At 55.8% G+C, this 5,119-nt stretch carries 5 protein-coding genes; 4 read left to right on the top strand and 1 reads right to left on the bottom strand.

The window, feature by feature from the left end:
* From AC2FND_RS19430 to AC2FND_RS19415, 4 genes are all read left to right on the top strand, one after another.
* The coding region (locus AC2FND_RS19430) for a tyrosine-type recombinase/integrase (protein ID WP_496771363.1) at positions 1-868 on the top strand (868 nt) is incomplete at its 5' end.
* A 510-nt stretch (positions 869-1,378) separates the two neighbouring features.
* On the top strand, positions 1,379-2,305 hold the full coding sequence (locus AC2FND_RS19425) for a hypothetical protein (protein ID WP_496771362.1): 927 nt from the start codon (positions 1,379-1,381) through the stop codon (positions 2,303-2,305).
* A 384-nt stretch (positions 2,306-2,689) separates the two neighbouring features.
* Complete coding sequence (locus AC2FND_RS19420) at positions 2,690-2,971, top strand: HNH endonuclease family protein (protein ID WP_496771361.1); 282 nt, start codon at positions 2,690-2,692, stop codon at positions 2,969-2,971.
* A gap of 326 nt (positions 2,972-3,297) precedes the next feature.
* A complete protein-coding gene (locus tag AC2FND_RS19415) occupies positions 3,298-4,296 on the top strand; it encodes a LacI family DNA-binding transcriptional regulator (RefSeq protein WP_496771360.1) in 999 nt (332 codons plus the stop codon).
* Here the strand turns inward: AC2FND_RS19415 and AC2FND_RS19410 are convergent.
* Positions 4,297-5,119, bottom strand: an 823-nt coding sequence (locus AC2FND_RS19410; protein WP_496771359.1) for a Gfo/Idh/MocA family protein, incomplete at its 5' end; no start/stop codon positions are given.

Below are 5,119 nucleotides of genomic sequence, written 5' to 3'. Positions count from 1 at the left end.
ATTGCTAACCCCAGCCCTCAGTGTGGGCGCATCCGAGATGACACTTGGTGAAGTGCTGCGAAAGTATCGAGATGACGTCACGAGCGAGAAACGGTGCGCGGACAATGAAAGTTACGCAATCAACGGATTTCTGCGAAAATGCTCCAAGCTAGCCAACAGGAAAGTCAACAAGCTACGATCCGCTGACTTTGTCCAATATCGTGACCAGCGCATTAAATCTATGAAGGCGGCGACTGTGGTGAGGGAACTGGGATGGTTGCAACACTCCCTTGATGTCGCCTGTGAGGATTGGGGGCAGAACCTGCCACATGGAAACCCCATCAAGCCTGTCCGACGACCAAAGATTGATAACCGCCGAGAGAGACGATTGCAGAAAGGAGAATGGCACGCGTTGTTGGGTGCCGTGAACCAAGCTCGGTCTCCGCTGATGAAACCGCTGCTAACGCTGGCACTAGCTACCGGGATGCGTCGAGGGGAATTGCTGTCAATGCAATGGAAGCATGTAGACCTTGAGCGTCGGACGGCATTTTTGCCCCAAACAAAAAATGGCCGCGCTCGTACAGTGCCACTCAGCCCAAATGCCGTTGCCGTATTGACAAACCTGCCACGCGATGACGACCGGTGTTTGCCTCTGTCTGGTAACTCTGTGCGACTAGCCTTTGAACGTCTCAGGCGACGCGCGGGCGTAATGGACCTGACATTTCATGACATTCGGCACGAAGCGGTGTCCCGCTTTGTGGAAAGTGGGTTATCACTGGCACAGGTCCAAATGATCAGCGGGCATCGGGATTTGCGGATGTTGATGCGTTATACCCACCTGCAGACTGATGACATCGTGGCAAAGCTGGCAGCCGTAGAACTTGCTTAAATCGACTAGATACAATGTAGGGTGGTCAAACTCTCCCCAGTGCGTTAGCGGGGGCCACCCTCACCCGCATCCAGCGACGACAAATGTCCCTTGTGCATTTTGGCTGTCCGGTGGCGGGCAATACAATCCTCAAGAATTGGCAATGACGTTAGCCCTCAGTCTGGTGAACTAACAGGCGTTACCACTCCCTTATTTGAGCAAAACCCCTCCCTCACTTGAGCATACAGGTTTCGCTTGGTCAGTGTTGATCAAGTTGCTTTTACGGGATTGGACTTCGTTCACTCCAATGCGAGTGGAGTAAGTCGTCAATAAGTGTAAGTAAACAAACACAAAATCACGCCGGCCTGTAAGCAAAGGTACTGAAAAGAGGGCTATTGATCCCTCTAGTTCAACCATTGCGTGTTCACCGGGATTTTTCCCAGTCGCCCCAATGGGGCAATTCCATTTGCTCGGCATCCACCAGAGCGCATTCCCCAAAATGGTCCAATGGACCAAACACAGGAGGCTTACATGCCCCATATCACTATTGTCGACAAACCCTGTGGCTATGGCAAATCCACAGAAATCAACCGCAGCTTCAAAAAGTCGGAGAAGTATATCGCCGTTGTCCCTTACCTAAGTGAGGTGGAACGGTTCATCAAAGGCGCCCGAACAGGTTCCGATTTCATCCTCACACAGCCCATTTGCAATGGCGGCAGCAAAAGCGATCACTGCGAGAAGTTGATCCGAACAGGTAAGTCAATCGCTTGTACTCACGCACTTTTCTATCGACTTGGAACTTTAGCAACCCAGAGTACGGGCGTTGTGAGATGTACTGAGTTTGCCAGCGATGGCAAACCGACCATCGAAGTCGAACACCTACTTGATGGATACAACCTCATCATCGACGAGGTCGTAAACCCCTTTGAGGTGGACCAGACTGTCCGAAAGGTTGACTTTGACACAGCTTACCTCGGCCTTGGCATGGCAAAAGAGGAGCCTGACGGACGTATTGTTCCAACGGAAATGTGGGACGAGCTTTACCGCATAGGGAACAAGACATTTGACCGATCCCTCTATGACAAGGCCAAGTCGGGCGCACTGTATCGCATAAGCGAGAAGCTGTTCGTCCTCGCCATTCCCAAAGAACTCTTGCTCAAGCCCAAATCCGTGGCGATTTACACGTACCTTTCGGAAGGATCGGTGCTGCTGCAGTACCTGCAAAAACTGCGGAAAGACCACCCCGAATGCTTCACAATGGAGGTGGAGCGTCTGGATGCAGTAAATGAGGCAGCATGGCGAGAAGGTGTTGCTAACGCGCTAACGGTTCCGATCCGCAATACGTGTCGGTGGCCTGAACGGAACGGGACGCGCCTACACGCCAAGGCGTCGGGTAACGCTCTACATGCCATCACAGAGAATGCGGAACCTACTGCTGAACTGGCTGCTATCGGGTGAGGTTAATAGTGGACAGGTTTGTGCCAGCAGGCAGAGGCAGAAAGAGTTGCTTGCCCGGCTGGAGGGTCGTCAGGTGGTGGCAGCAGCATAATGCCGTTTGACATAGCTGGGGAACAGACGTTCCCAACTCGTGAAGAGGCCGCACTGCGCGGCCTTTCGCGTTTCTGGACGGGTCGTCCGTGCAAGTATGGGCACATTGCCGAGCGGTACATCAGCAATCGCCAATGCGTTCAGTGCAATGCAGAGCAAACGGCTCAACGAGATCGGAGGTGTCGAGCAGTCGACCCATCTTACCGGATGTACAGGTCGGTACTAAACCGGTCGGGACAAGTGCTGATGGGGTGGGGGAGCCCGTCTAATTCGGTTGGCTGCTCTCAGGAGGACTTGAAACAGCACATTGAGGCCCGGTTCTCAGACGACATGACATGGGATCGGTATGGTCAATGGGAAGTGGACCACATTATCCCACTCTCGGCAGCCCGGTCTTTGGAGCACCTCATCGAACTTTGCCACTACAGCAACCTGCAACCTCTTTGGAAGCGGGATAACCTAGCAAAGGGCGGGGCGTACCCCTATGGGTCAGGTGATTACCGCTGCGCTACCGCTGCACATACGCTGCAGGTTCCGCTGGACTACGAACTATCGGTCGGTGTAGAGGGCATCTAACCGCTTGCACTTTGATGTCGATTGTGAAAGCGTCAAGCTACTGGCAACACGAGATATCTTTGTAATGGGATGTTGGCGGTGGCAGTAAAATACAGCAGCTTGTTGCACGTGCGGATTGGGATAGAGCGCTTCGTTTACACCGAAGATGTCGGGAGTTCGAGTCTCTCATCACCCACCATCCTTTCACAATACCGAACGACCACACGTGGCTTTCGCCGCCAGTTGCCGATTGCAACCGGTTGCAAGTTTGTAGCGATGGTGCATAATGAATCTCTGATGCAAAACACCTTGATATCTCTGACCATCAACGACCGGAGCCGCACTGCGTGAGCGTGACCCTGAAAGACGTCGCCGCTTTGGCTGGTGTATCGCGATCTGCCGTGTCGCGCACCTTTACCGAAGGTGCCTCGGTCTCTGCAAAAACACGCAGCAAGGTCGAAAAGGCCGCGCGAGAGCTTGGCTACAGTCCCAACGCCCTCGCCTCTTCTCTGACCACCGGGCGCACCAAACTGATCGGGTTGATTTCGAACAACTTTCACAACCCGATTTTTCTTGAGGTGTTCGATCAGTTTACCCGCGCCTTGCAGGAACGCGGGCTACGCCCTTTGATCGTGAACCTGACGGACGAGACCGAGCCCGCAAACTCGGTCCGCATGCTGCGCCAGTATTCGGTTGACGCGGCCATCGTTGCCTCTTCGACGCTGCCGCCCAGCTTTGCCAAGGCGTTTCACGATGCGGGCGTACCGGTGGTGCACACGTTCGGTCGCTCGGCCACCTCGCCCGAAGTGCATGTGGTGGGAATCGACAACGTCGAATGCGGGCGCATGGCCGCGCGAGAGCTTTTGGCGCGCGGATACAGGCGTGTCGGCTATCTGGGCGGGCCCAAAGATGCAACCTCGGCACTCGACCGGTATCGCGGGTTCATGGAAGAACTGGCAGATCATCCCGATATCGAAGTAAGCCATTGTTTCGCGGGGGCTTATTCCTTCGAGGCAGGCCGCGCCGAAATGTTGCGCCTGTTGGCCAACACCCCGTCCGAGGCGTATTTCTGCGGCGATGACATCCTGTCTGTAGGCGCATTGTCCGCACTGGCTGATCATGGGCTGAAACCCGGTCAGGACATTGGAATTATCGGACTGAACGACATGGAAATGTCGCGCTGGGAAAGCGTTAACCTGACAACGATCCACCAGCCGATCAAGCAGATCATCACCTCATCCGTCGATCTGGTTGTCGAGATGCTGAAAGAGCCTCAGCGCTATCCCGAGGCCCGCATTTTCCCCTGCCGCGTGATCGAACGGGGCACATTGCGGCCCCGCCCCTGATCAGCGAAACATCGGCGGCCGCGCATCCCGCCACGCGCCATCGGCCTTGCCCGACGCAACAGCCGCGTGAACGGCTGCAATGGACCGCAGGCCATCTGCCGCACCGGGCAGACCGTCGCGTCTTTCACCGCGGATCGCGTCCGCCAGATCGCAATAGATGTTGGCGACCGCCAGCGGGAACCCTTCGGGGTGCGCGATAGCGACCCGAGACAGGCGTTGCACCTCGTCGTGCAAACCGCCCTCACCCTTTTCGATGATCTGAGTACGCCCGCCGACCGGAGTATAGATCAACTGGTTGGGCTGTTCGGATGCCCAGCGCAGCCCACCGGTTTCGCCAAAGACCTGAATGTCAAAACCATGCTGCCGCCCGATCGCCACCGAAGATGTCCACAGGCGTCCAACTGTGCCGCCCTCCATCCGGAAATTGATCATTGCATCATCTTCCAACTCACGGCTGGCGATGGTTGAGGCCATGTCGGCAGACAGGGTTTTCACCTGATCGTCACAGATGAAACTGGCCATGTGCAACGCATGGATACCGCAATCGGCAAACTGCCCCGACACCCCGGCCATCGCAGGGTCATAGCGCCAGCGTACGCGCGGGTTATCCGCATCTGTGGCGTCGCCATGATGACCGTGGCTGAAATTGGTCACCACCAGACGCACCTTGCCGATTTCGCCTGCGCGCACCATCGCGCGGGCCTGACGCACCATCGGATAGGCAGAGTAACAGTAGTTCACCGCGCAGATCCTGCCCGAGGCTTCGGCCACGCGCACAATCTCTTCACCCTCTTCAACGGTCATGGTCATCGGCTTTTCGCAC

The sequence above is a fragment of the Ruegeria sp. BHSB056 genome, assembly GCF_059613305.1.
The sequence above is the reverse complement of the archived record's forward strand: the minus strand, read 5'-3'. Positions and strand labels throughout refer to the sequence as shown.

What these genes read in the sequence shown, in the direction of transcription:
- AC2FND_RS19425 (WP_496771362.1), top strand. Translation starts at nt 1,379, where the DNA reads ATGCCCCATATCACTATTGTCGACAAACCCTGTGGCTATGGCAAATCC.